Source organism: Streptomyces sp. NPDC051286 (assembly GCF_044455345.1).
Taxonomy (GTDB): domain Bacteria; phylum Actinomycetota; class Actinomycetes; order Streptomycetales; family Streptomycetaceae; genus Streptomyces.
In genome coordinates this window covers 1-21719 of sequence record NZ_JBITER010000069.1, presented here as the reverse complement: position 1 = coordinate 21719, position 21719 = coordinate 1, and the positions used below count along the sequence as shown (strand labels likewise).

Here is a 21719-nt window from a genome sequence, read left to right as displayed (position 1 = left end):
CCGTTTCGTACCGTCGCAAGTCGAAACGTAGCCGGGGTACGGCGTGTTCTGCATATCAGCCCAGGTCAACGACCCACGGAAGCGACAGGGGAGCCGGTTTTCCGGCATTCCCGCCCTCGCCGACCGTGGAGTGCGGATGACGAACGGCCCTTTCGCCGCAGGTGTATTCGAGCCGCCCGTCGACCCCGGCCCGGCTCCGCCGGGACGTCGAGGCCTCGCAGGAGGACCGCGGAGCCGGCGCAGGGAGCCACGGGCAATGCAGCGGGCCGAGGCATAGGTGTGTGACCAACTGGCCGCCGTGGGCCGGCGGGTGGAGCGCCGGGCGTTCGACCTGCGCTGCCGGATCGGATCGACCGCCCGACCGTCGCGCGCTCGCTCTCGGATCGCGGCTGCATCGTCGGCTGACGGGAGCCAACCTGATCGCTACGGCAACCCGGTCGGCCGGCCGCGACGATTCGACTACGAGCTGTCCGGCAGCGCGGACCACCGCGACGCCCAGGTCCGGCACGCGATCATCCGCCTCCTGCACTGGGCCGCACGGCGCGGGGTGTCCATTGCGATCGAGCACCTGGATTCCGCAGCGGAGAAGACCCGCGAGAAGCACGGCCACAGGAAGCGGTTCCGCAAGCTGATCTCCGGCGTGCCCGCGTCCAAGCTGCGGGCACGGCTCGTATCAATGGCAGTCGAGCTCGGTATCACCGTCGTCGCCGTGGACCCGGCCTACACTTCCAGATGGGGCGCCCAGCACTGGCAGAAGCCCCTCACCGGCAAGACCGGGAAGACCACTCGCCATCACGCGGCAGCGGTGGCGATCGGAAGACGCGCCCTGGGGCACCCGATCCGGCGACGGACGGCACCGCCCCGCACGACCAGCCGCGTCGGAACGGAGTCCGTGCCGTCGGCGGGGCAGTCGACCGGGACGGCCCGGTCACTTGCGGCATACGGCGCCCCGGTGCGGACGGGGCGCCTTGTAGCCGGTGACAGGACGCCGAGCCGGTGTTCCCTCCGACGGTGCAACCACTCAGCGCGGCCAGGGCGCTGACGACGAGGACGGTGTCGTACCGGGTCGACGGACGGGACGAGCGGGTGGGGCGCAGGCGCCGTGTTCGGGGGTACGTGTGCCATTCATACCTGGACAACGGTCTGGACCACGTCGCGGGTTGCCTCCGGACATGACCGGTCCGCCGCCCGGTCCGAACGGACCTGCAGCGCCAGTCAGATGACGTACCGGTGGGTGGGGGTGCCGAGCGTGGAGGCGGCCGGTGCGGGGGAGTTGGGTGGCGGTGACGTATTCGGTGTCAGGGTCAGGTGACGGATGTCGTGGGGGTGTGATGGTGGGGGAGAGTCGGGGTGAGGTTCTCGACCACGAAAGGGATTTCCGTCATGAACGGCGAACAGGCCGGTGTCCAGGCAGGTCAGGCGGTGTCAGGGGAGTTGCCGGTTCTTTGTCTGGACGTTCGGCGGGTGCTGGACGGTGTGCCGGTGCATCCCATTCGGGCCGAGTTCCGGTTCGATGCGGTGTCGCCGATGGTGGTGTCGGTGACATTCACTCCTTGGCGTGGCCGGGGTGTGACGTGGCGTATCGGTCGCGAGTTGTTGTATCGGGGGTTGTACGAGGAGAGCGGGGAGGGTGACGTGCAGGCGTGGCCGGTGCAGGGTGAGGAGGGAGAGGTGGCCTGGCTGCTGTTGGAGTCGAGGGAGAGCAGTGCGGTGTTCGAGTTGCCTGTCGCGGAGGTCGGGGAGTGGCTGGACACCACGTACAAGATCGTGTCGGCGGAGGCGGAGGCGGACGCCCTGGACTGGGGTGCCTTCCTCGGCGAACTGCTGGACGACCGCGAACGGTCCGACGACTGACCCACTGTCCCGCGGTCACTTGACTGATGTGTGTGCCGGACGCCGACGGGCCAGTGTGAACGATTCGTACGGCGCTGTCGTGCGTCGTGTTTCCGTACGGAGGTATTCATGACCACGTTCGGCAGGAGACGGGGGCCGGCTCGCGGCCCGCACATGGAACCGCCGCCCCTTCCACGGCGCCCGCTCCTGGGCGACCGCGCGCAGGCCGGCCCTGACCGTGGTGCGGGACCACGGCGCTCACGACAGCCCGGTCGCCCTGTGGACGTTGGTGAAGTCGCCGACGCCCGGCGACGTGCGCGGCGCGCTGGTCACCTCGGTGGGCCGCTTCCCGGCGCCGGCTCCAGGTCGTCCGGGCGCCGCTCACCTCTCCCACCCGTATACCGCCGGGCGAGATCCTGCTGTCCTGGGTTCCGGCCCGCGAAGGCCGGATGGACGTCACGGCCCACCCGGGGCTTGCGGGTGAGCAGGTGCTGCTCGCCGCCTGGCCGGGGCTGAACGGCGACTGGTCGGACATCGTCCGCCCCACCGTCGCCGAGGCGCGAGCTGCCTGCCGCGCTGCGTCTGGCCACGGTCGTGCTGGGCCGCCTGAGCGACACCTCAGCTGCAGGGACCGAAGGGACCGGAAAACCAGATTGATTTCCCGGAGTGTGAGTCGGGGATGGGTGCGACTTGCCTGCTGCGTTGTTGGGGGTGGGGAAGGCGGCGGGTCATCCGGTGACATTCCGGAAGGGGTGTTTGGCCAGTTCGGGGGCGCTGTCACGTTGGCTGACAGGGTGGGAGGATCCTCGGGCTGATCACGGTGGAGGGGGTCGTCCGTGGAGGGCATGTCGCCGTCGTACAAGGGGCACCGGTATCCGGTCGAGGTGATCTCGCACTGCGTGTGGCTGTACTTCCGGTTCCCGCTCAGTTTCCGTGAGGCCGAGGAGCTGACGCTGGAGCGCGGTGTGATCGTCTCGTAGGAGACGATCACACCGCTGGTGCCGGAAGTTCGGTCGCCGGGCTCGTGGGCGACCGGCGGCATGGAGCGTGACGTTCCCGCATCGCGCCCCATCAAACTCCGCTGCCGTACGGCAACCACTGCGGCTCGCCCACCCGGTGGCCAGCCGCAGTTGCACTCTGCCTGCCTGCCTGAGACGGCAGTCGTCGCCGATTCGCCTTTCCGGGGGAGGCCGCTAAGCGCCGGCGGCCGTGACGACGGCGTCCGTGGCGAAGCCGAGCAGGAGACCGAGGAGGATGCACCAGGTGGTGAGTGTCTTGAGTCCGGTCTTGCGGGCGACGGCCAGCAGTTCGATGACGACGTAGAGGATGGATCCGGCGGCGAGGCCGAGGAAGGCGATGGACAGGGTGTCGTTGACCAGGTGCTGTCCGACGAGCGTGCCGAGGAAGGTGGGGCCGCCGCCGATCAGGCCGAGCCACAACAGCGTAAGCCAGGACGGGCGTTCGCCCTCGGCGGCCAGGGGGGCGACGATTCCGAAGCCCTCGGTGGCGTTGTGCAGTCCGAATCCGATGATGAGAAGGACGGCGAGGGAGAGTTCGCCCTGGGCGGCGGAGTTGCCGATGGCCAGGCCCTCGGCGAAGTTGTGCAGGCCGATGCCGGTGGCGATCATCAGCGCGAGCGAGCCCGCCTGGCTGCGGGTCTTCGGGGCGAGTTCGGCGGTGGAGGCGGCGCCGGGCCCAGCAGGTTGCGACTGGGCGACACGTCGGCGAGCGATCCAGCCGTCATAGTGCACGAGCCCGGCCAGGCCGATTGCCAGGCCGGCGGCCAGGGTGGTCCCACCCGAGACAACGGTTCCCCAGTCGTGCTTGCTCAGCGCCCCGTCGATCGGCTCCCATGCGTGGGTCAGTACGTCCCACACGAGGAAGATCAGGATGCCGATGGCCACGGCGTTGAGCCCGGCCCTGAGGCGGGGAGTGGGTGTGCGGAGTCGGCCTATGGGGAGGCCGAGGTAGATGGTGAAGCCTGCTATCGCGCCGAGCAGGGCGATGTTTGCGCTGGACAAGGGGACTCTCCGGTCTGATGTGCACAAGAAGCGCACAGAAGATTAGTCAGGGAAGGTTTACCTAACAAGCTGTGGCGTCCCACATCGCGAAGACTTGGCCAAGTCATTGCGTATCCTTGCTGCGCGCCTGCTCCTGCGCCCTCCTCGTCTACGGGTCGCATGCGCTCGCACCAGCCTGCTGATCAAGCCGATCCAGGCCTTTCGCCGGGTGCTGCGGGTCTGGGCTGCAGGCCGTGGTCGCGTATCCGGTGCCGTATCCCGCTTGCGGCCACCGACAGCCGGTCCCTCAGGGAGAGGCAACCTTCGCCGCGCCATGCCGCCTTGGCCACCGCGTCGATGACGCTGCAGGTCCAGCACCCGCGGATTGCGTCTTCGTCACCCGCACCGGCCGTCCGGTCGAGCCGCGGAACGTCTACCGCTCCTTCACCCGCATCGCTCAGCCCGCCGGCCTCCGCGTCATCCGGCTGCATGAGCCCGGCACGGTACGGCCACGCTCCTCACCGCGGCCGGGGCCGCACCCCGCGTCGTGATGGGTACGTGATACTTGGCGGTTCTCGGGTACGTCGCGCCACCTCGGATGGTCGCCCACCACGCCCGGGTGGATGGCGTTGACGCGACGGGCGCAATCTGCACTGCGAGGGTCTTCACCAGTCCGGTGATACCAGCGTTGACGGCGGTCATCATGGTGGAGCCGGGGTAGGGGCGTTCTTTGGCCAGGCCGCCGAAGAGTACGACCGAGGCGCCGGGGGTGAACCGGTCATGCAGGACTCGCACGGTCTCCGTGTACCCCACCAGTTTGGTGGTCACGGCGTGCATGGCCTTGGCGATGTCGACGTCGGCGACAGTGGTGAAATCCTCCGTGATGGCGGTGATCACCAGGTTGTCGACTTCCGGTACGTCGATGAGCGCTCTGTCAATGGTCTCCGGCTGCGAGAGGTCAAGGTCAAGGTCCAGGCCCCGGACTGTGCCGGCGATTTCGGCGGCCACGGTCTCGGCGCGTGCCCTGGTGCGGCGGCGGCGGGCGGGCCCGGGCCCGCGGAGGGTACGGGCACCGGTCTCCTGCTCGGCGCCGGCAGCGCCTGGACCACGCTCATTCCCCTCACGCGCGGCCTCACCGGCGCCGCACCTCACATCCCCGCCGGCGCGGCAGTCGCCTTGGTGGCAGGCACCATCCTCCTCGGCTTCGCTGCCACCGGTCTGCCCACGCGTGCGCTGCTCCGCAGCCACCCCACAGAAGCGGCGACGCCAGTAGCCGCTGCGACAGCGCAAGATGCCGGGACGATGGATACGGCATCTTGCGCTGCTCTGTTGTCCCGGGCACATTCAGCCAGGACGACGTCGTCCACCCCGCGCGAGATCACCCGGCTACTCGACGCGATCTGGACCGACCGCGCGGCCGATCCCGGGGCGTGCGAGAAGGTCCGCGCGATCATGGGAAGGCAGATATGGCCGCACCGGATATCGTCCGGCCTCGACGCCGGGGTCCGGGCGGCGGCCAAGACAGGCACGCTTCCCGCGGTCCGCAACGAGGCAGGCGTGCTGACCCATCCGGACGGCAGGCAGTACGCCGTCGCGGTGTTCACCCGCGCGGACTCCCTCGAGGACCGCCAGCCTGCTGTCGATGCCTCGATCGGCAGAGCCGCCCGGCTTGCCGTGGACCATCTCCGCCGAGGAGTGACGTCGTGAGGCGCCCGGTCGTCCTGCTCGGCGCGCTGGCGCTGACGGTGAGCGAGTGCGGGAGAGTCTCCCAGTCCACACAGGGCCGGACGGCACACCAGAAACTCGCGGAAGACAAGACCTTCACGCAGGCCATCTCGTCCGACCCCAGACGCCTCGACCCGCAGATGACGCTCCTTGCGGTCGTCATCCAGACCGACCGCTACCTCTACGACACGCTGCTCGACGGCGACTCCGCCGGAAAGCCGATGGCGGGACTGGCGGACAAGTGGCGCGCTACGACGACCAGGGCCACCTTAACTCTGCGGCGCGGCATCACCTGTGCCGACGGCTCGCCACTGACCGCCGCGGACGTCAACTTCGCGGCCGGTTTGTCCCGGGTTCGCTCGCTAGATCCTGCACAGTGCCGACCGCGCCCTCCGTCACCTGCACCGCGTCTAATGCAGGATCAAGCACCCACCGCTACCTGCTGAATACTCTCAAAACGACCTCTCAGCCGCCTGGCTTCAGCACGTCTGCCAAAGCAGGGTGCACCCGCCCAGGGGTAATGGTCGTGATGCTGTACTTCGCGACGTTGTTGGTGACGAATGGGTCCTGCGCGGTGATCTGTTCGATCGTGAGCGGTCGACGCCGTGGGCGATGATGGCGCCGCCAATCGAGGTGGGGACGGTCTGGCCGGAGGCCAGGAACGTCCCGTCGCGGTGGTGACGTTGCAGGTAGGCGATGTAGGCCGCAATGTGGGGTTCCGCGTCGTGCTCCGAGGCTGTGTAGTGGAGCGACAGCAGGTGCAGCATGATCCTCCTCGTTTTCGTCGGTGGCCGGAGCATCAGTCCACCGCGCCACCGGTGAGTGGGTCTCCGGCCTCGGTCTCGCGGGGCGGGCCTCCAATGGGGACTTGCCGGCCGTACACGAGGAAACGATCGTGGCCGCTGTCGCGGATGCAGTGGGACCAAAGGTGAGCGCGTGGTTGACTGCTGAGGTCGCCAACGACTTGGGAGTGATATGACCCACGACGCAAGGGCCGCTGCGCAGCGCATGTACGAGGCGTTCAACGCTCGTGACCTCGCCGCGGCAGAGACGATCTTCTCCGCCGACTTCGTGAGCCATCCGCTGGGCACCGTTGGCGTCGAGAGCGTCGTCAAGGCCTGGAGCGGGCTTCACGCCATGTTCCCTGACATTCAGGTCACCGTCGAAGACATGGTCGTGGGTGCGGACAAGGTCGCCGTTCGCACGACCCTGCATGGCGTTTTGGCGGGCTCGGGCGTCGATGCCCAGCCTCCGCCGTCGATGATGGAGATCTTCCGGGTAGAGGACGGCCGCATCGCCGAACTGTGGGGCATATCCACACTCAACCGCTCGGCGGGTAGCAGCGCGACACCAGGTTGATCACGTGCGAGATGATCTCGGTGTGGGTAGTGGCGACGGACTGTTCGAGGTCGAGCCGGTCGAGAGGGAGCAGTCGAGCGGTAGTTCGGCAGGTGTGCACAAGCGGTTCCGGGCGTTCGCCCGCACCAGGTCCTGTTGCTGCCGCCGTCGCCGGACGACTGGCTGCCCGAGGGCCACCTGGCCCGGTTCGTCGCCGACCTGGTCGACGACGTGCTGGACCTGGGACCGATCCTGGCCGACTACACCGAGAAGCGCGGCTTCCCGCAGTACGCCCCGCGGCTGATGGTGCGCCTGCTGATCTACGGCTACACCACCGGGCTGCGCTCCTCCCGGGCGATCGAGCGCCAGTGCGTTGATGATGTCGAGTTCCGCTTTTTGGCCGCCGATCAGGCCCTGGACTACCGCTCTGCCTCACGCTTCCGCCGCCGTCACCTGGACGCCCTCGCAGACCTGTTCCTCGGGCAGCGCGGGCCCCTGCCGAGTTGGCAGGGGCCCGTGGTGTAGAGAACTGAGGAGGGCCGGACCCGTCCTCGATGAGCGGCATCCTGGCCGGCACCGCTTACCGTCTGCTGCTGGCCTGACGGCGGGGGTGGTCGGCGGCTAGCTCAGATGCCGAGTGAAGAATCGGGCCGCGGCGTCCCCTGCGAACTGCGGGACGCCGGTGTGACCGCCCATGTTGGCGTGCAGCGTCTTCTCCTTGGAGCCGAAGGCGTCGAACAGATCCAGGGCCGCCTGCCGGTCGTTCCCTTCGTCGTCCCACTGCAGCAGGACGTGCAGCGGAATGGTGACCTGGCGGGCCTCCTCGAGCATGGCGCGAGGGACGAAACTCCCGGCGAACAGAACAGCGGCCGAGATGCGCGGCTCGACCACCGCCAGCCGGGTCCCGATGGAGATCACTCCCCCCGAGTACCCGACCGGGCCTCCGATCTCGGGCAGCGAAAGGAGGGCGTCCAGGGCGGCCTGCCATTCCGGGACCGCCTTTTCGACCAGCGGGAGGATGAGGGCGTCGACGATCTCGTCGCCGACCGGCTCGCCGGCCTCCATGGCCCGGCGCAGGTCTGCGCGGGCCTGCTCGGCGGCGGCCCAACGGGGCCGTTCACCGCTCCCGGGGAGCTCGATGGTGGCCGCGGCGAAGCCATCCGCCGCGGCGTGCCGGGCCCGCCCCGCCAGCCGGGGGTACATCTTGTGCAGTCCGAGCGGGGGGTGGCCGAGCAGGATCAGCGGCGCCGGTGCGGATGCGGATGCCGATCCGGGCGTCCACAGGATGCCGGGGATCTCGCCGAGGGTGAATTCGCGTTCGAGGACGCCGTCGTCGAGGCGCTGTTCGGAAGTGAATTGCATGGTCGTGCCTTTCGGGAGTGCTCGTGAACGGCGCTCCCGGACGACCTATCGCCCGACCGTGACCCCGGAGGGGAGCACCCATGTCGATACTGTGTTCACGGGTACCACCTCCTCGTTCTCTCGCACGGCCTCCGGAAAAAGTAGCAGTGGTCGCCGTGGTCCGCCAACAGGTTTTCGCGGAGGCTCCGTGGCGAGCAATCGTCAAAACCTGTGGGTGTGCCGGGACACGGTAGTTGGCACCCGGCCAGGCCAGTCGACACAAGCCATGCGACACGTCGATGGACCGGTTGGCTTCGCCCATCCGGTCACAGCTTGGAACGGCATGTGGAGCCGCGCGAGATCGGCGTCTCCGCCCAGTGCCAGGTTCTCGGTGACCACCCGTAAGCAGCAGCGCTTCCGCTCGGAGCTGATCTCTCCAGAGACGACCCGGTGTTGACGGTCATTCCCGACCGCGCCTGGGTGAAGCCGGCCGCCCCAGAAACAGCTGGGCGACCGGTCCATACCGTGAAAGGATGCCGGTTCAGCACGGGGGAGGCGGGGCGGCATGGGGCTGGACTACAGCTACGAAATCTTTATGTCCCCTCGGAACGTTGTGAGGGCACTGACCCGGCTGGCCGAACTCGCACCCCAAGGCCGTAACACGCCGCCGCTTCCGATCACCCTGCCGGGCGGCGAGCAGTTGATCGTGCCGTTCACCTCGGAGTACAAGAGCGAACCGGTTGATTGTTCAGCAGGCGGCACGCTCGAACTGGACACCTCAATCATGATTGGCGTCGACGACGCGATGCGCGAGTTCTTCCTCCGCGATGTCGACAGGATCGACGGGTTGGGAAGAGTGTCGGTCGGGTACATCTACCTGACTGTCAGGTTCTCGCCCGCATGGCACCCGAACTTTGCGTCGCTGCAGTTCACAGCGGCCACCTCGGGCATGAGCCGGATGTTCGAGCAGTCCGCGAGCGTCAGGAAGGTGTTCACCGACCTCACCGCCGCCGCCGGTGGCGTGTGCTGCCTACTCGACACCGAGACCGACATCTTCGACATCTGCTGGCTCAACGGCGAGACGGTCAGTGGCGAGACTGTTCCGGGCGCCCGTTTCTCGCGCTTCCACAATCTCGTCGCCGCCTGGCATGAGCCGGTGGAGTAGAACAGGCACCACTCCCGCAGGGGACGGAGCACAGGTGTTCGTGAGCCATTCGAATCCCAACGCCCTCGTCATCGGTCACCTGCCCAGCGGGACGGACCCGAGTGGATATCCCACAGTCACACGAACCGGTGAGCCCATGTGCCTCACACAACAAGAGCCAGATCGGAACCGCAGATAACCGTCGTGGCGGGTCTGTCCAGGGGCCCTGAGCAGGCAGCCTTCACCGCGGCGGCCGAAGCCTGGGCCGATGCCGGTGCCCCGCGGGTGGACCCGGACCGGCTCGCATCAGCGATCGGCACGGGCATCGGGGGCGTACAGACGCTGCTGAAGGAAGACGACGTACTGGAGACGGCCGGGACACGGCGCGTCTCGCCACGCACGGTCCCGATGCTCATGCCCAATGCGGCGGCAGCGCTGATCAGTATCGAATACGGCGCGCGGGCCGGGGTCTACACGCCCGTCTCGGCGTGCTCTTCCGGTGCCGAGGCGATCGCCCTGGGGGCCAGGCTCATCCGTGCCGGCGAGGCGGACGTGGTCATCGCGGGTGGAACCGAGGCCGCGATCACCCCGATCACCGTCGCTGGCTTCGCCCAGGCACAAGCACTGTCGCGATACACCGCCGACCCCGCCTCAGCCTCCCGGCCGTTCGCCGCGGACCGCAGCGGATTCGTCCTCAGTGAAGGCGCGGCTGTCGTAGTGCTCGAAAGTGCCGAACACGCCAGCGCCCGAGGCGCGCGCGTCCACGCGGTACTCGCGGGCGCCGGCATCGCCGCCGACGCTCACCACATCACGGCGCCCGCTCCCGACGGCTCCGGTCAGATCTCGGCCATGCGGAAGGCCCTCGCGCAAGCCGGCTTGGCCCCCGAGCAGATCAGCCACATCAACGCCCACGCCACCGGAACTCCGGTCGGCGACGTCGCCGAGGCGCACGCGATCGGGGAGGTCTTCGGCCGCGCCACCGTGACAGCCCCCAAGGCGGCGCTCGGCCATCTCTTTGGCGCCGCCGGCGCAATCGAGGCGCTCATCGCCGTCCTCAGTGTGAAGCACGGCGCCATCCCGCCGACCCGCAACCTCACCGCGGCCGGCGTCGGTCCCGACATCGACCTCGATGTCGTCGCAGAGCGACGAGACGTCCCCCAGGAAGCCGTGCTCAGCAACTCCTTCGGCTTCGGTGGGCAGAACGTCTCACTCATCGTCACCGGCGCACGGCACCACGCGTCCCGTACGGTGTCGACCACACCATGACCCAAACGAACGCACCATTGTCCGTGGAGGGTCACCGTGCTGCGTGGTGCCGCGCACGGTCGCCCGGTTCAGCTCCTGGTGAATTGCTGGTACGGCCGCCACCGAGTCGTTGACCGGACTACGGGAGGACACGCCGGGCGGGAGCGCATCCCCGCTCGGGCGTCGACGGCTTCTACGACTGGGCGGTGGCGTCGGACCGCGGCTTTGCCGGGATGCGCCGGTTCCCGCCCGGAGCCGGCCGGGTGGTCAGCCCGGTGCGGGGCGTGTGCGGCGTGCGGTGTGTGCGGACCCCGCCTCTGTGGTGAACCAGAACAGGACCGCGCACAGGAAGGCCGCTGCCGCGAAGACCAGCGATTGTGTGACGGAGTCGTCCCGCGCGCCGGCGACGAGCGCGCCGGCCGCTGACAGTGCCAGGGCGACCGCCGACAGCGCACGAGGGCGCCGCGTGACGCCTGGTGCCGCGGCCGGTGGCAGCAACCGGACCGCGAGGCTGTAGCAGGCGCAGGCCAGCAGTGTGGAGCCCAGTACGTCGCTGGGCCGGTGATGGTAGGTGGCCTGGACGGCGCCGGCGGTGACGGCGAGCCACAGCATGCCGGCCGCGGTGGCGTAGGGGCGGATGCGGGGGGAAGCGATGAGGGTGGCGCCGAGGGCCAGCCCGGCGGGGATGGCCACGTGTCCGCTGGGGAAGCTCGGCTCGATGAGCGAGACGCGCGCGTCCACCAGATCGGGGCGGGGCAGGATCATCCTGGTGAGTTCCTTGCTCCCGAGCGTGACCACGACGATCCCGGTCGCCGCGCAGCCTTGCCACCAGCACCTCCGCACCAGAGTGACGGCCGCGATGACCGCGATGCCCACGAGCAGGGTGGGCATGGCGGTCTGTTCCAGCGGCGGCATGGCCGATGAACCGTAGACCGCCCCCGACCAGTCGTAGATCCATGCCGGTTTGGCGTCGTATCCGCTGAGCAGGGCGTTCTCCGCCCGTTGCCCGAACGGGGTGCAGACAGCGATCAGGTAGACCACCAGGAACAACCCCACGAGGCACAGCGGAGCCGGGACTCGTAGCCGTACCGCCCGCGCAGGGCTGGGTTCGGCCGTGGTGCCCGGGTCCTGGCCGGGGTCCGGGTGCGTGGGCAGGGTCGAGGGATCTTGCTGAGTCATCGTTTTCTCTGTCTTCGTGGGGGAGCGGTGCGGTCACGCGCCGCTTTGGGCGCGAGGTGGGACGGCAGGTCCGGTCGGTCGGCCGGCCGGTGATCTGCTCCTAATCGAGGAGCGCCCGGCTCTGCCGGCGCTGGGCGGCGATCACCAGGACCGGGAGGGGAGCGATGAGGAGGAGAAGGACAACCAGGTCCGGCAGGGACTGCATGAACCCGTTCGGCTGGATGGCGATCGCCTGTATGTGGATGAATGCGAACGCCACGACGGGGATCAGCCACCGGTAGTCACCGGTGGCGGCCGTCGCCGCCCACGCGGCGATCAGCGCAGCGACTTCGAGGGCGAACAGGCCGCGTTGGAAGGCCGGACTGATGGAGATGATGTGCAGGGACCCGGCCACGAACATGGCGAGCACGACGGGGACCAGCCAGCGGTACGAGTGGCGCCGCAGCCGGGCGGGACGGCAGGCCGCCAGCACGGCGCATGCGGTGCACAGTGCCCCGGACAGCACCAGGTCATGGGCCGTTATCGGGGCGCCCAACCCGTAGTAGCCCAGGCCCACCTTGCCCTCGTCGCCGAAGAGCGTATTGCTGTTGAACGTGGCACCGGCGTAGATCATCGCGGCTGCGGCCGGCAGGGCGATCCACGGCTTGCCACGCAGCAGGGCGATCAAGCAGACCAGCGGAAGCAGCCCGTAGGACAGGAGCCGGGTCCGCGTGCCGGGACCTTGCGCCCACGGGAACCAGCCGGAGAAGTGGAAGGCGATGGCATGCCGGCCGGGATCGATGTGCAGTGCCCAGTGCCACACATCCTGCAGGTACGGCACCAGCGCCAGCCCGGCGAGGACGAGAGCGGTCAGATGGATGCCGTCCAGCCACCACGGCCGGGCCGTGTCGTCGACGACGGCACGGGCGCGGGCCTGCACCCCGGCACGCGCCACGGCGAGGACTTCCCGCGGCGGGGGCCAGGAACGGCCGGGGTACGCCTCGGACAGGCAGGCCAGCAACTCCTTTCCCTGCCGGGAGCGGTAGGGCTCGGGGTAGGCCGCGAGCAGCAGGCGGTTCATGCCGGGGCCACCCTGGCATCTCGCGGGCGCCCGAGGACGACAGCCGCCGCCTGCCGCATCCGCAGCGCCTCCCGGCCGAGCGCCTCGGTGCCGTCCTCCGTGAGCCGGTAGTAGCGCCGCGCCCGCCCGTCCACGATCTCCTCGTCGCCGGCGGCCACCAGCCCGGCCCGCTCCAACCGCTCCAGCGCGCCATAGAGAGTGCCGACAGCGATCCGGAGCCGCCCGTCGGTGGCCTGCTCGGCAGCCTTGATGATGCCGTAACCGTGCAACGGTCCATCCATGAGCGCAGCAAGGATGAAGTACTGCGGTTCCGTCAAGGACGGGTTCCGTCGTGTCATGCGTCGAGCATATATCGAGCTACGAAATATATTTGTCAGCCTTGGGTGATCACCGACAGTGCCTCCACGCCCACGGCGAGCGTCACCCTCTCCCGGCCGGCGGGCGCGACGGCGGTCTCCTCGACGCGCCCGCGCGGCATCGGCGGATGCTCACCGCGACCTGGTCCGGGCCGAGCGGAACGTCATTCCCGCTGTGTCCGCCAGACCCGTCTCCCCTCCGTTGAACTGCCCGTGGATCAGAATCTGTTCGCCCGGACCGGCGGCGCGCAGCCGGCGAGGCGGCGTTCGATGAGGCCCGACCCGAGCGGCCGCTTCCCCAGGTCACGTCCGGTGGCGTGGTGTAACGACGGCCACTCGGTGATCCGTTGTTCAGGTTAGGCGGGCAGGGCTTCGGGGGCTGGGTGTACTGGGTCTGATCCCTCGATGAGGTGAAGGCGGCAGCGGCCGAGGATTTCAGGGCCCATGTAGCGTCGCTGCTCGATCCATTCGTCGCTCTGCTCGGCCAGGACGGCTCCGATGAGGCGGATGATGGCGTCGCGGCCGGGGAAGGTGCCGACGACGTCAGTGCGGCGGCGGATTTCCTTGTTCAGGCGTTCTTGGGGGTTGTTGGACCAGATCCGCTTCCAGACTTCGCGGGGGAAGGCAGCGAAGGCTTCTACGGGATCACCCCAACGATCGCCAGGATGCTCGACTGGCTGGTCCGACATCATCCTGAGCAGGCCCACCAGACCATCGCAGAGATCGTCGGAGACGCTGAGCGGCGGTGGAACACGCCACGTGACGTCAGCGCCCGATCCCTCCGCACGGCCCTGTCTCTCGAGGGCACCCTCGACAAAAAGCACGCACGGAGTTCCTCGACCTGGCCCTGCCACCCGAGAAAGCTCCCTGAACCCGTCAACCGCGCAGCCCAGCAGCCGGTAGCACCGGCTGCTGGGCTTCCGGGCATCCGCACGGAGACAGTTGCTCCTGCTCAGTTTTCAAAGGCACTGCAACAGCGCCATGAGAACGTGAGCCCATGGATGCCGGGAGCCGGATAACCCTCGTGGTCGGAGTCGACGGAGGTCTCGGCTGGGGAGTATTAGCCTGTGACGCCGGCCCCTCATCGTCCCCGATCCGGCGGTGCGCAACGAGTCTTGAGACACTTTTACGCGACACACGCAACTGCGGCGCCCACCGTTGTCGTCTGACGGTGAGTCGGGCCCGTCAGGGCAGTGGAGCGAGAGAGCGGGGCAGGTTGTGGGACGGCGCAAGGGCAGCATAGGGATCGCACTCGTCACGGGTGTGATGCTGGTGGGCGCGAGTGCCTGCGGCGGGGGCGGCAGTCACAAGGCGAGCGGCGGCGACGCAAAGGCGTCGGGCAAGCCGAGCGCGAGTGTCTCGCCGTCACCGACGGAGCCCGCGGGTCCGCCGATGCTGCTGGAGACGATCACGCCACAGACGGGAACCACGGTCGGTGTGGTCATGCCGATCTCGGTGATCTTCACGAACCCGGTGGCGGCCAAGGCGCGGGCCACGGTGGAGAAGCACATGAAGGTGAGTGCCTCGCAGCCGGTGACCGGCGCCTGGCACTGGTTCGGCGACAAGCGCGCCGACTGGCGGCCGAAGGCGTACTGGCCCTCCGGTACGACGGTGAAGATCGACGCCGACATGAAGGGCGTCAGCAACGGCAACGGACGCTACGGCGTGCACAGCTACACGCACACCTTCAAGATCGGTGACGACGTGCGCGCGGATGTCTCGGTGACCGGCCACACCATGAAGGTGACCCGGAACGGCAAGGTGGTGCGCACCCTGTCGATCAATGCGGGCAGCGCCCAGTATCCGACGTGGAACGGCACGATGGCCGTCATCGACAAGCAGGAGAAGGTCCACATGACCTCCTGCAGCGTCGGTATCAGCTGCGACAAGGGCAGCCCCAACTACTACGACCTGACGCTGCCCTGGGACATCCACCTCACCCAGTCCGGCACATACGTGCACTACTCGACCGGCGACCCGAATCCGGGAAGCGGCAGCGCCCGCGGCTCGCACGGCTGCGTCCACCTGTCCATGTCGGACGCCAAGTGGTTCTACGGCCAGGTGAAGCAGGGCGACCCCGTCACCATCACCGGCTCGCCCCGTGCCAAGGCGCCGGCCGACAACGGCTACGCCGACTTCAACCTGGGATGGGACCAGTGGCTCGCGGGCAGCGCCTACGGGGAAGAGACGACCGCGACGCTGTGACACGCTGCGGTGGCGGCGCCGGTCAGCACCCAATGATGTTGACCGAGAGGCCACCGTCGTACTCGCCCTTCGGGCTGACCAGAAACGGCTGGCCTCCGTGTCCCGCGTGAAAACTCCGGTGGCCTCCCCGTACGTGCAGCCGGGCCGGGTTCCATCTGCCGCCTCCGCGCGGTCTGACCCCGGGAACCCTGCCATGCACTTCCCCGCGCGCCGGCCTGCACATCGCCGTGCTGGCCGCATCCGCCCGGCACGGCGCCGGGCAGCCGGTGATGACGGTCACCGAGAACGCCGCAGCGAATGTCGCCGCCTACGGCGGCTGTACGTGCGGCGCGCCAAGTACATGGTGGGGGGTAGCTTCGACGCGTTCATGTGCCAGGAGGCCCGCAAACTGCAGGGCCTGACAGCTGGTGCGGGGGCGCACATCAACTGTGAGCCGCTGAGGGCCGACGGCGACAAGACGTTTGCTGGGGTGGTCACCAAAGAGGTAGGAGCGATCTCCGTCCTCGCCCGGATCACGGATCACTCCGAGGGCCTGGCCACGCCGGCGCTCTACGGGATCGAGGTGGACGCGGTCACGGAGTCCACGGTCGACGAGCCGTCCGTGTTCGCCCGCCGGATCACCCACCTTCGCAGCTACCTCGGTGCGTACACGGGGGCGTTCCGCACCGGCGACGTCGTCTACCTGTCCGGCCGGCTGGTCCACATCCAAAGAGCCGACGTACACAGTGGCTTCGGCATTGAGCTGACCCCGTGGTTGGCAGCCGAGTCCTTCCTCGCCAACCTGACCCGCTGAGCCATGCGTACAGCGTCCATGGACCGCGTCTGCGGCTGGCGGAACCTCCACCTGTACCCCCGGCGATGATCCGTCGGAGCTCATCCCCCGTATCCGGCGCGCCGTCCTGACCCACGTTGCCTTCTTACGGCATCCGCACCCCGACCACGGCTGCGGATGCGAGTGGGACGACACCTGGCGCATGGTCTGGGCACCCGACAATGAACCTGGCGCCGTCCCGATCACCGCCATGCGCACCCCGCCGCCCCGGCGGCGGCCGCCACCATCCCCGACCCTCATCCACGCGGATGGTCTACACCACCCCGACCCAGGCCACGACCCACGCTCTACGGGCGGCGGGCCAGCAAATGGGTGTCGAGGAAGCCCCGCTCGGACGCTGGGTCGTGGAGCAACCGAGCAACTGTGACTAGGCCGGCCCCGGCCAGCAACTCGGCAAACTGCTCCGCCGGCCAGCTATAGGCGGGCGCCACCTTGTGGTCGAAGCGGACCGGCTCCGGTCCCTCGGTCCCGAAGAAGGACACCAGGAGCAGGCCCCCTGGTGCCAGGACACGCACCTGTTCGGCGAGGAGCGCGGGCAATTCTCCCGGTGGGGTATGGATCATCGAGTAGTGGGCCAGCACTCCGCCGAGCGCGCCGTCCTCGACCGGCAGGGCCTCCATTCGAGCTTCGTCGAACCGCAGCGTCGGATGGGCCCGCCGAGCGTGGTCGACCATGGCCGGGGAGAGGTCGAGCCCGAAGGCGTCCAGTCCCAAGTCGTGCAGCATGGCCGTCAGATGACCGGGTCCGCACCCGACGTCGGCTGCCCGCAGGTTCCCCGCGCCACGCACGAGCTCGGCGAAGGTGCTGATCATGTTCCGCGCGAACGGATGCGTCTCCAACCGATTAGCGAACATCGAAGCGTACAGCTCGACGACCCCGTCGTAGGCCGCCCTGGTCTCGTCCTGGTGTTTTAACACGGGAAGGAAACTAACACCCGCGCCGTTCGCAGCCGTTCTCCGGCCCCATACCGGCCCTTCCCCTCAGGACTGAGTGTCCCGTCACCTGATCTCGGGACGCGCTCGTTAGTTCAGAGAAGCCTGTGTTCGCTGCCCGGTCCTGATCGTGGCCCTGGACGAGAAGCCCCGCCTGGAAGAGATCCGCGGGCACTGTCACGTTGGCTGACCGGGTGGGATGATCTTCGGGTTGATCATGGTGGAGGGGGTTGTCCGTGGGCAGTACGCCCCCGTCGTACAAGGGGCACTGGTACCCGGTCGAGGTGATCTCCCACTGCGTGTGGCTGTACTTCCGCTTCCCATTGTCATTCCGTGAGGTGGAGGAGCTGATGCTGCAGCGCGGCGTCATTGCGTCCTACAAGACGATCCGCCGGTGGTGTCTGAAGTTCGGACAGTCCTACGCCAACGCGCTGCGCCGCCGACGTCCCCGCCCCGGCGACACGCGGCACCTTGACGAGGTCTTCATCACGATCAACGGCGGGCAGAAGTACCTCTGGCGCGCGGTCGACCAGGACGGCAACGTGCTGGACATCCTCGTCCAGAACCGGCGCAACAAGGCCGCGGCCAGGCGCTCCTTCCGTCGGCTCCTCAAAGGAATCGGGGCCGTGCCGAGGGTGATCGTCACGGACAAGCTCCGTTCCTACGGGGCGGCCCACCGCGAGGTGATGCCCTCGGTCGAGCACCGCTCCCACAAAGGCCTGAACAACCGGGCCGAGAACTCCCACCAGCCAACGAGGCAGCGCGAACGCGCCATGAAAGGCTTCCGCAGCGTCGGAGGAGCCCAACGGTTCCTGTCCGCGTTCAGCGGCATCTCACCCCACTTCCGGCCACGCACCGGATGACCGCCACCGACCACCGCACCGAGATGACCGTCCGCCTCGTGATCTGGGACCAGATCACCAGCGCCACGGCCACCGCCCCGCCCACCGCAGCGTGACCCAGGCCCCCGCCCGACCTGACGCGCCCTCAACCGATCAACACCCCACCAACGTGACAACGCCCGTCGACCAACTCGGCGACGAACCACGCCAGATGGTCCTGCGGCAACCACTCATCCAGCGACGGCGGCAGCAACATCATCTGATCGGGGACGAACACCCGGAACGTCTTCTTCACCAGCACCGTCGGTGCGGTCTGCGGCTCCACCACCGCCGCCGTATCCACCTCGAACAGGCCATCCCCACCAGACATGCAGGATTCTTCCCTATGGAAGATCGCGAACAGGATGCGGCATCGGGCTCAACTGCCTGATTGACCGCCAATGTCCGCGGCCAGCGCCGCGTAGATGTACTCGCTGCCCCAGCGATCCCCGTCGAGGTCGTTCTCGACCAGGTGCGCCTCCCGACGCATCCCGAGGCGCTCACAGACCCGCACAGACCCGGTGTTCTCCACATCCAGCCGTGCGTAGAGCCGGTGCACGCCCAGCCTGTCGAAGGCAAACCCGGCCAGCGCCACGGCCGCCTCGGTCGCATAGCCGTGCCCCTGGTGACGTGGGTCGAGAGTCCAGCCGATCTCGGCCTGGGCGGCGCGGGCATTGGCCAGGGTGAGCGTCACCTCGCCAAGGACGCCGGGCTCATCGCGTCGGCACACAGCAAGCGCCAGCTTGTCCCCGTCGGCGCACCAAACCGAGTGCGCCGCGCGCTCGGCCGCAACCTGCTCGCTGCGCTCCCGCGTGTGCGCCGGCCGGTACAAGTAGCGCGCCACGCTCGGCAGGCTCTGGTAGGCGTACAGGTCGTCGGCGTCGCCGGGAGTGAACAGACGCAGCGACAACCGGGGCGTGGTCATCGGCAGCAGCGAGGCGATGTCGATGCGGACCTCCGGGACGCGGATTTGGATCAAGATGCGGACTGATTGTCGCATCACGGCTGACGGGCAGCCACGCCATTTCAACAGCAGCGCCCGACAGCCCCACTCCACCACGAGGCGCGGCATTCCAGGAGTTGTTTACTGACCCACGCTCCTAGCTTGAATTCCTGGCCGCGGACGGCGGCTGTGCCTGCCCAGTTGGGGTCAGTCGTACAGGGGCGCGTCCCGGTACGGGGCGCACCTCGGCGGCGGAGGCACCCGCACCCGGTGAGTGACGGAAGTCGCGAACTGCCTTATCTGCCGCGCGCCGTCCTGCGATCATCGAACCGTCCCGAGCGAGCGACACGAACTGAGGCAGCACCATGACGTGGATCTACGCGGAACTCACGAAGGAAGCTGGCAAGCGGGGCGGCCCCGTCGCGCTGCGGTACTTCTACCGCGGGCAGGGCGTCATCCTCGGCGCCGCCGTCACCGGTGCCAGCGTGGCGGGGACCGTGCTCTACAGCAAGTGGAGCGCCCGCCGCGCCGCCGCCGAGTCGGCTCCCGAGAGCAACACGGGAACACCAGCGCCCGGACATCCTGACGCCTGATCACCCACGCCGCACTCTGCCGGGCTACGGTTGTCCCACCTCCTGGTGAGGCTCGAACCCGGCCGAGGGCGGCGTCCGTCGCTTCCGTTGACGCGGAGGACCCCGCGCCCCGGCCGTTCCTCCCCGCGCTCGCGGGGCCTCGGGGGATGCATCCGGCCTGCACTCGCAGGAGCCACACGCCTGGACGTCTCGGCGTGCCCACCCGTGACCATCTCCTGTAAGGCCCCTCATGAGCGACACCTTCGGCGCCGTCATCTGGACCCTCGCCCTGCGGCGCAACGCGTGTATCGAGGTCTTCTCGGCCACCTGGGACGACCGTCTGTCCTACTGGCGGACGGACTACGACAGTCTCCGGGTCGTCGGTATCGACAGTGGCCTACCGGTCACCAGCGCGCCCACCATGGAGCAGCTTGGGGAGGCGGCCGAGGACGCCTTGAACCGAGGCCGAGTGGGGTGGCGCCCCCGGGCCATGGACGGCTGGCGCGATGGTCCTCGGGCACTTCGGTCATGCCCGTGGTCTTCCGCCAGCGCGGGTCGCTGGCGAACAGGCGCTGCGCCTGGTGGGCATGGACCGCGTGCAGGAGTGGGGAGATCGACGCCTGTGGCTCACAGTGACGGATCTTCGGGGAGGGCCCGAGGACCGCGCCGACGATGTCACTGCCGCGCTCGCGCTGCTCCAGGTCGCCCGCGACGACCTGGAGACCCTGGAGGGTGCCCTGCTGCTGGCCGCCCGCACGGCCAGCAGCCGCACGGGCATGCCGCTGCTGACGTTCAAGCGGATCGCCGCCGCGCTCGGTGTGGAATCCGAGCAGGCTGCGCAGGGACGCTACCGCCGGAAGGTCGGCACTCCGGGCGCTACGGCGTCGGGCATCGACCGCACCCCGCAAGGGGGGTCCGCCAGTAGGGGGCGCTGGTGGACCCTTTCAGCGCGAGCGGTGGCCGGTGGGATGGATTCCGGCTGGCAGTGGCCCCGCTATGCTCCGGCCGGCCGCAGCGAGGTGAGGCGTGCCATCTCGTCTTCCGAGAGCCGAAGCGCGCCGGACGCCACGTTTTGCGCGAGGTGGTCCAGATCACCGGTCCCCGGGATCGCCAGCACGTGCGGCCCCTGCTGCAAGGTCCAGGCCAACCGGACCTGCGCGACGGACACACCGTGCGCGCGGGCGACGGCGCACACCGCCTCGTGGTCGCTGGCAGCCGGACCCGCCTCGCGCCCGGGACCGGCGATCGCGAAGAACGGGACAAAGGCGAGGCCGAGTTCACCGCAGAGCCGCAGGAGCGCCCGGTCCTCGCTCGACGCACCGATCCCATAGGGGTTCTGCACGCAGACGACCGGGGCGATGGCCCGAGCCTCGGCCAGTTGCTCGGACGTGACGTTGGAGATGCCGAGGTGGCGGATAAGCCCGGCATCTCGCAGTTCGGCCAACGCGCCGAAGTGCTCGCCGATCGAGCCGGTCCGCCGGCTCGGTGGCACGCGCAGGTTTACCACGTCCAGATGATCGCGACCGAGTTGGCGCAGGTTCTCCTCGACCTGGCCGCGCAACTGCGCCGGCGCGGCCCACCACCACGCGCCCGAGGTATCGCGGCCCGGCCAGACCTTGGTGGTGATGACCAGCTCCTCCGGGTATGGCGCCAGCGCCCGGTTGATCAGCTCGTTGGCGGAGCGCGTCGCCGAGAAATAGAACGCGGCGGTGTCGATGTGGTTCACGCCGAGCTCGATCGCCCGCCGGAGCACGCCGATCGACCGATCGCGGTCACGCGGCACGCCGCGGTCGAAGGGCGCGGTACCCGTCAGGCGCATCGCGCCGAACCCGACGCGGTTGACGGTCTGGTCACCAAGTTGCCAAGTATCCGTGGCGAGCGCGGTGTTCGTCTGTGGGCTCATGACGTGGATCTCCTCTTGCGGCTTGGAACAAAGAACCGGTGGGTGGGGCGCGGCGCGTTCAGGTCGCTCGGCAGGGCGAGGACCTCGAAGCGGGTCCAACGGTGTCGAGGCAGGCGGGCCCCGGGCATGAAAAAAGGGCTCCCCTGTCGCTTCCGTGGGTCGTTGACCTGGGCTGATATGCAGAACACGCCGTACCCCGGCTACGTTTCGACTTGCGACGGTACGAAACG

The 21719-nt window shown here is 68.7% G+C and carries 19 protein-coding genes and 6 pseudogenes; 13 read left to right on the top strand and 12 right to left on the bottom strand.

Annotation, left to right across the window (positions count from 1 at the left end; genetic code table 11):
* Nucleotides 1-1383: 1383 nt before the first annotated feature.
* Both ACIBB8_RS34755 and ACIBB8_RS34750 read left to right on the top strand, forming a co-directional pair.
* On the top strand, nucleotides 1384-1854 hold the full coding sequence (locus ACIBB8_RS34755) for an SsgA family sporulation/cell division regulator (RefSeq protein ID WP_398959003.1): 471 nt from the start codon (nucleotides 1384-1386) through the stop codon (nucleotides 1852-1854).
* An 824-nt stretch (nucleotides 1855-2678) separates the two neighbouring features.
* Nucleotides 2679-2810: pseudogene (locus ACIBB8_RS34750) on the top strand (IS6 family transposase); the annotation flags it as partial.
* Nucleotides 2811-3026: 216 nt separating this feature from the next.
* Here ACIBB8_RS34750 and ACIBB8_RS34745 read toward each other — a convergent pair.
* A complete protein-coding gene (locus ACIBB8_RS34745) occupies nucleotides 3027-3854 on the bottom strand; it encodes a ZIP family metal transporter (RefSeq protein WP_398959001.1) in 828 nt (275 codons plus the stop codon).
* Between the two features lie 257 nt (nucleotides 3855-4111).
* On the opposite strand from ACIBB8_RS34745, the pseudogene ACIBB8_RS34740 reads away from it, so the two are divergent.
* A pseudogene (locus tag ACIBB8_RS34740) lies at nucleotides 4112-4386 on the top strand (tyrosine-type recombinase/integrase); the annotation flags it as partial.
* Between the two features lie 146 nt (nucleotides 4387-4532).
* Here ACIBB8_RS34740 and ACIBB8_RS34735 read toward each other — a convergent pair.
* Nucleotides 4533-5177, bottom strand: a pseudogene (locus ACIBB8_RS34735) (hypothetical protein); the annotation flags it as partial.
* Between ACIBB8_RS34735 and ACIBB8_RS34730 the strand changes: the two are divergent.
* From ACIBB8_RS34730 to ACIBB8_RS34715, 4 genes and pseudogenes are all read left to right on the top strand, one after another.
* Nucleotides 5136-5540 (top strand): serine hydrolase, encoded by a 405-nt coding sequence (locus ACIBB8_RS34730; RefSeq protein WP_398958999.1) that lies wholly within the window; start codon nucleotides 5136-5138, stop codon nucleotides 5538-5540. The pseudogene ACIBB8_RS34735 and the gene ACIBB8_RS34730 overlap by 42 nt on opposite strands.
* Entirely contained in the window at nucleotides 5537-6004 is a 468-nt protein-coding gene (locus ACIBB8_RS34725; RefSeq protein WP_398958997.1) for a hypothetical protein, read from the top strand. The genes ACIBB8_RS34730 and ACIBB8_RS34725 overlap by 4 nt, the downstream gene beginning before the upstream one ends.
* Nucleotides 6005-6533: 529 nt before the next feature.
* The gene (locus ACIBB8_RS34720; protein WP_398958996.1) at nucleotides 6534-6917 is read left to right on the top strand and encodes an ester cyclase; all 384 of its coding nucleotides are present in this window, start codon (nucleotides 6534-6536) and stop codon (nucleotides 6915-6917) included.
* A 40-nt stretch (nucleotides 6918-6957) separates the two neighbouring features.
* Nucleotides 6958-7376: pseudogene (locus ACIBB8_RS34715) on the top strand (transposase); the annotation flags it as partial.
* A gap of 141 nt (nucleotides 7377-7517) precedes the next feature.
* On the opposite strand, the gene ACIBB8_RS34710 reads toward ACIBB8_RS34715, so the two are convergent.
* Nucleotides 7518-8258 (bottom strand): alpha/beta hydrolase, encoded by a 741-nt coding sequence (locus ACIBB8_RS34710; protein ID WP_398958994.1) that lies wholly within the window; start codon nucleotides 8256-8258, stop codon nucleotides 7518-7520.
* A 544-nt stretch (nucleotides 8259-8802) separates the two neighbouring features.
* Here ACIBB8_RS34710 and ACIBB8_RS34705 point away from each other — a divergent pair.
* Together ACIBB8_RS34705 and ACIBB8_RS34700 are read left to right on the top strand one after the other, a co-directional pair.
* Nucleotides 8803-9402 (top strand): hypothetical protein, encoded by a 600-nt coding sequence (locus ACIBB8_RS34705; RefSeq protein ID WP_398958992.1) that lies wholly within the window; start codon nucleotides 8803-8805, stop codon nucleotides 9400-9402.
* 183 nt (nucleotides 9403-9585) lie between these two features.
* Complete coding sequence (locus tag ACIBB8_RS34700) at nucleotides 9586-10647, top strand: beta-ketoacyl-[acyl-carrier-protein] synthase family protein (protein WP_398958990.1); 1062 nt, start codon at nucleotides 9586-9588, stop codon at nucleotides 10645-10647.
* Between the two features lie 246 nt (nucleotides 10648-10893).
* Here ACIBB8_RS34700 and ACIBB8_RS34695 read toward each other — a convergent pair whose 3' ends face one another.
* The 4 genes and pseudogenes from ACIBB8_RS34695 to ACIBB8_RS34680 form a co-directional block, all read right to left on the bottom strand.
* Entirely contained in the window at nucleotides 10894-11805 is a 912-nt protein-coding gene (locus tag ACIBB8_RS34695) for a phosphatase PAP2 family protein (RefSeq protein WP_398958988.1), read from the bottom strand.
* A gap of 100 nt (nucleotides 11806-11905) precedes the next feature.
* Nucleotides 11906-12865 carry a hypothetical protein gene (locus tag ACIBB8_RS34690; RefSeq protein WP_398958986.1) on the bottom strand — a complete coding sequence of 320 codons (960 nt, stop codon included), beginning with the start codon at nucleotides 12863-12865 and terminating at the stop codon, nucleotides 11906-11908.
* The gene (locus ACIBB8_RS34685; protein ID WP_398958984.1) at nucleotides 12862-13203 is read right to left on the bottom strand and encodes a PadR family transcriptional regulator; all 342 of its coding nucleotides are present in this window, start codon (nucleotides 13201-13203) and stop codon (nucleotides 12862-12864) included. The genes ACIBB8_RS34690 and ACIBB8_RS34685 overlap by 4 nt, the downstream gene beginning before the upstream one ends.
* A 374-nt stretch (nucleotides 13204-13577) precedes the next feature.
* A pseudogene (locus ACIBB8_RS34680) lies at nucleotides 13578-13856 on the bottom strand (transposase); the annotation flags it as partial.
* A gap of 631 nt (nucleotides 13857-14487) precedes the next feature.
* Between ACIBB8_RS34680 and ACIBB8_RS34675 the strand changes: the two are divergent.
* Both ACIBB8_RS34675 and ACIBB8_RS34670 read left to right on the top strand, forming a co-directional pair.
* Nucleotides 14488-15426: an Ig-like domain-containing protein gene (locus ACIBB8_RS34675; protein ID WP_398959005.1), complete on the top strand. Its 939-nt coding sequence runs from the start codon at nucleotides 14488-14490 to the stop codon at nucleotides 15424-15426.
* 322 nt (nucleotides 15427-15748) lie between these two features.
* Nucleotides 15749-16219, top strand: a complete 471-nt coding sequence (locus ACIBB8_RS34670; RefSeq protein WP_398958982.1) for a hypothetical protein — start codon at nucleotides 15749-15751, stop codon at nucleotides 16217-16219.
* A 326-nt stretch (nucleotides 16220-16545) separates the two neighbouring features.
* Here ACIBB8_RS34670 and ACIBB8_RS34665 read toward each other — a convergent pair whose 3' ends face one another.
* Nucleotides 16546-17175 carry a class I SAM-dependent methyltransferase gene (locus ACIBB8_RS34665; RefSeq protein ID WP_398958980.1) on the bottom strand — a complete coding sequence of 210 codons (630 nt, stop codon included), beginning with the start codon at nucleotides 17173-17175 and terminating at the stop codon, nucleotides 16546-16548.
* 251 nt (nucleotides 17176-17426) lie between these two features.
* Here ACIBB8_RS34665 and ACIBB8_RS34660 point away from each other — a divergent pair.
* A pseudogene (locus tag ACIBB8_RS34660) lies at nucleotides 17427-18041 on the top strand (IS6 family transposase); the annotation flags it as partial.
* 136 nt (nucleotides 18042-18177) lie between these two features.
* On the opposite strand, the gene ACIBB8_RS34655 reads toward ACIBB8_RS34660, so the two are convergent.
* The gene (locus ACIBB8_RS34655) at nucleotides 18178-18402 is read right to left on the bottom strand and encodes a hypothetical protein (protein ID WP_398959007.1); all 225 of its coding nucleotides are present in this window, start codon (nucleotides 18400-18402) and stop codon (nucleotides 18178-18180) included.
* A 48-nt stretch (nucleotides 18403-18450) separates the two neighbouring features.
* The gene (locus ACIBB8_RS34650; RefSeq protein ID WP_365435250.1) at nucleotides 18451-19020 is read right to left on the bottom strand and encodes a GNAT family N-acetyltransferase; all 570 of its coding nucleotides are present in this window, start codon (nucleotides 19018-19020) and stop codon (nucleotides 18451-18453) included.
* 359 nt (nucleotides 19021-19379) lie between these two features.
* Here ACIBB8_RS34650 and ACIBB8_RS34645 point away from each other — a divergent pair, with 359 nt between their 5' ends.
* Nucleotides 19380-19607 (top strand): hypothetical protein, encoded by a 228-nt coding sequence (locus ACIBB8_RS34645; protein WP_398958978.1) that lies wholly within the window; start codon nucleotides 19380-19382, stop codon nucleotides 19605-19607.
* Nucleotides 19608-19990: 383 nt separating this feature from the next.
* On the opposite strand, the gene ACIBB8_RS34640 is transcribed toward ACIBB8_RS34645, so the two are convergent.
* Nucleotides 19991-20494, bottom strand: a complete 504-nt coding sequence (locus tag ACIBB8_RS34640; protein ID WP_398958976.1) for a hypothetical protein — start codon at nucleotides 20492-20494, stop codon at nucleotides 19991-19993.
* 86 nt (nucleotides 20495-20580) lie between these two features.
* Entirely contained in the window at nucleotides 20581-21489 is a 909-nt protein-coding gene (locus ACIBB8_RS34635) for an aldo/keto reductase (RefSeq protein WP_398958974.1), read from the bottom strand.
* Nucleotides 21490-21719 lie beyond the last annotated feature (230 nt).